Source organism: Nostoc sp. 2RC (assembly GCF_014222165.1).
GTDB lineage: Bacteria > Cyanobacteriota > Cyanobacteriia > Cyanobacteriales > Nostocaceae > Nostoc > Nostoc linckia.
Map to the genome: position 1 here is coordinate 1 of NZ_JACKZU010000556.1, position 3,476 is coordinate 3,476.

The 3,476-nt window shown below is 42.3% G+C and carries 2 protein-coding genes; both read right to left on the minus strand.

Annotated features, from left to right (window positions below; translation table 11 throughout):
• Positions 1 to 155: 155 nt before the first annotated feature.
• A complete protein-coding gene (locus tag GNE10_RS33025) occupies positions 156 to 1,640 on the minus strand; it encodes a CIA30 family protein (RefSeq protein WP_185570273.1) in 1,485 nt (494 codons plus the stop codon).
• Between the two features lie 79 nt (positions 1,641 to 1,719).
• Positions 1,720 to 3,090 carry a transposase gene (locus GNE10_RS33030; protein ID WP_185570275.1) on the minus strand — a complete coding sequence of 457 codons (1,371 nt, stop codon included), beginning with the start codon at positions 3,088 to 3,090 and terminating at the stop codon, positions 1,720 to 1,722.
• Between the last annotated feature and the right edge of the window lie 386 nt (positions 3,091 to 3,476).

The following is a 3,476-nucleotide window of genomic DNA, read 5'->3' on the forward strand; positions in this document are numbered from 1 at the left end:
CTGACTCCTGAATTCTGACTCCTGAATTCTGACTCCTGACTCCTGACTCCTGAATTCTGACTCCTGAATTCTGACTCCTGAATTCTGACTCCTGACACCTGACTTCTGACTCCTGACTCCTGAATTCTGACTCCTGAATTCTGACTCCTGACTCCTTATTTATCCTGTTCTAAATTAGAAAATAGCCTCTGCCAATCAATAGAGTTAGCATGATTATTTGCCTCTTTCACCTCAAATGTGACATGAGATGCATTGGCGATTTTTAGCACTTGCACGCAAAGTTCTGCGACATCATTACGGCTGATTTTGCCTTTAATATTATCGCCTTGTTCAAATATTAATTCCTTACCTCCTGCTTCCTCAGTTAAAGCACAAGGTCGAATAATTGTATAAGGAATTCCACTTGACCTTAAACTATCTTCTCCTTTCAATTTCCAAGTTAAAATTCCTCCCAATTGCTCGTTTAATCTTACTGCTGGTGGTTCTTCATCTAAATTAATCCCAGGGCGTCCGGGACGAGTTACACCTGCTGAACTCACAAGGATGAATTTAGGTGAATTTTCGCCGTTATAAGCTTTAATTGATTCTAATTGTAGAGCAAAACCACCAGGGGAAAACTTAGGATTTAAAGCGCCATCATATTCAAACTTGCTCAACATCAGTTGAAATGAGCAAATTCTACTCTGTTCAATTGGCGGTGCATCCTTGACAACTTTTGCTCGAAATACAGGAACCAAATCTTTAAAGGGAATGTGAATATCTACCCAGGTATTAGCTACAGTGTCGAAAGAATAAGCATAGCCAATGCCATCCCATTTTGTATCTGTTCGCAGAAAGATTTTATAACGCTGACCGTCACCTTTGACGCGCAATTTCACACCTTCGTAACCAGATAAATTAAATGGTGGATCGAAATTCTTAGTTCTCACAGAAGCAAATCCGCCAGAGTTTGCAGTGGAAACATTGCCAGCAAACAAAGCTGCATTTTCCACTAATTGCATATTACTGGCGCTGACACCACCCATAACGACATCATCCAGCGCTCCCCAAACATCTTTTAATTCTGCTGATGGTTTTGTAAAATCAAATATTAGTTTTTCGTTTTTTTGAGGCAAATATTTTGCTGCGGCTTGGACTAAGTTTTTGACACCTTGATACTCTACATTTTCTGGCGTGTCACCAACAATTTCTGGCTGGTAAAATTTCACACCTTGGTAGTATTTTGCTCTATCTGCTGTGTCTCCCTCTACTGGTTGTACGCGTACTGCGGTGCAACAAATTACGGCTTCAATATTAGCCATAACTACAGGAGTTAAAGTTTCTGGTTTGGTGATATCTGCAACGACTAAGTCAACATCATTACCAAGAATTGACCGTGCTTTGTCAATATCTCTCACCAAAGCCCGAACTTTATAACCTTGTTCGAGCGATCGCTTTACTACTCGTTTACCTACACCACCTGTAGCACCTGCTACTAAAATTACACCCACATTTCTTCCTCCATTGGGTCTATCTTGACGATCCTGAGGACGGCCTTGGATTAATTGCTGTACCCAGTTCAGGAAAGGAATTACCTCAAAGTAAGTCAGGGTTTCGATAAACCTGCCTAAGTCCCATTGAGAACGATTTTTGTCAGTCATATTTGCGTCCTCATAACTTCTTTCAGGGTAACTGAAATTTTGTTAATTAAACCCTTCACATAAATGAAGGGTTTTAACATCAGGTCGCAGGAATAACTTTACACAATTCTTGGAACAGTAAGTTAACTACCTTACTCATTAGCTTTCCCTGGATATGCTTACCACCTAGCAATTTTTCGCCTTGTTCAGTGACGTTAGCCTTGAGTGAGTCACGGTAGTCAATCAACTCCTTGGTTAGGTCATTGGTTGGCAGTCTTCCAGTTTCTACACCAGTGAGGACATATTGCCACAGGCTGATTCGACACAGTGAGGAACCGCTAGCCTTTTCTACAAGGCCATCGCCTGACTGCTCTAAAACTGTACCCATCCCCAGCCTCATTTTGAAAGTGTCGCGGCTGCGGTTACGTTTTATCCGTTTTGTCTCCCCGGCTAAACGTTTGACAATGGTTTCTCCGTTTTTACGATCGCGCTCAGTTTTCTTCACTTCCCGAACCTCATATTCAATCACGGGTTTACCATTGACACCCAGGAATGACTCAAAAGGGTAAATCCTAGTGAGCAAACGCGATCGCACTCTTAACCCAAAGCCGAACTTATCAAACACTTTCATGTAAGGCTTGAATGCTTCCTCAGACAGCATTTGAGTGATTCTTGCCTCTAAGTGCTGCTCAAAAAGTGAAATATCACACATCCAACCAGCGTGCAGTTCCAGAATCGGGTCAAACTCAATTCCATAGTTTTGGGCAATGGATATTTTATAGCGGTTTTCGATTCGGGTTTTTCCGGCGGGGGAGATTTCGAGCCTTTTAGCTAACCACGCCCACAGTGGTGGTAGTAATCCAGACTTAGTAGATTTGCTCCTGGTGTGCGCCATTTCTGGAAACTGCCAAGCCAGAAGCTGACGGGCATAATTCACAATTGGCGACTGAACACGGTTAAGGTGTTCGAGTTGTTGGCAGAGGTCGCGGAGTTCATCTATGGGTTCGGGTCGGTGCATGAGGAAATACCTCAGATTTAATTCCCCAGTCTCCAGTCGATGATCTGGATCGTGCCCGTAGGCAGCCATAGCCAAAGCATCAGCAGCATCAGATTTATTAGGCAGATTTTTTCCGCCACGATAACGGCGTAACTCAACGTGACTCACCCAGAGAATTTTGATTTCTAACTTTTTAAGAATAGATGCCCACAGTCTAGAATAGTGGTTTCCGGTTGGTTCCAGGATTGCATAATTAGGCTTGATTTCTGCTAGATAATCAGCAAAATCAAAAGCTGATTTTTGTTTATTCTTGGTATCAGGATTGGAGTAAAAAGCAGGATATAAAATAGATGCTTTATTTCTTGTTTTATTCCAATATGCCTGCAATCCACCCTTGGGGTATTGTGTTAAAATGTGAGTGGTTATACTCGATTTACTAACATCAATTCCCAGAATTGTTAATTCTGTTGTCATGGTTCTGCGATGAATCAATGGTGGTTTTCAAGGACTGGCATCCTTTGGTAAACCCGAACTATAGAGCGCACGAATCACCCTAACGCCCCACATACAAGGGGCGCGATTCAGGAGTAAACGCATTCGGGAAAATTAATAAGAGAATTGCCGCGCTTGAAAGAAGAAACACCACAATTGAGTAGTGCAATTCACTCTGAACGCTGCATTTTCTCTGATTAACTTGCGAATTGCTTTGGACACAACCCGCGACTCTGGGTAAACCCAGAGTTTCGGCTACTGTGTCAGGTAGCCCACACTGTTGTCAGTGCGATCGCAATTTAAAAAACTGCAATTCATCAGGCGGTTATTCTTCTTCGTCATGCTCTAATGAGTTAACAATTTCTATT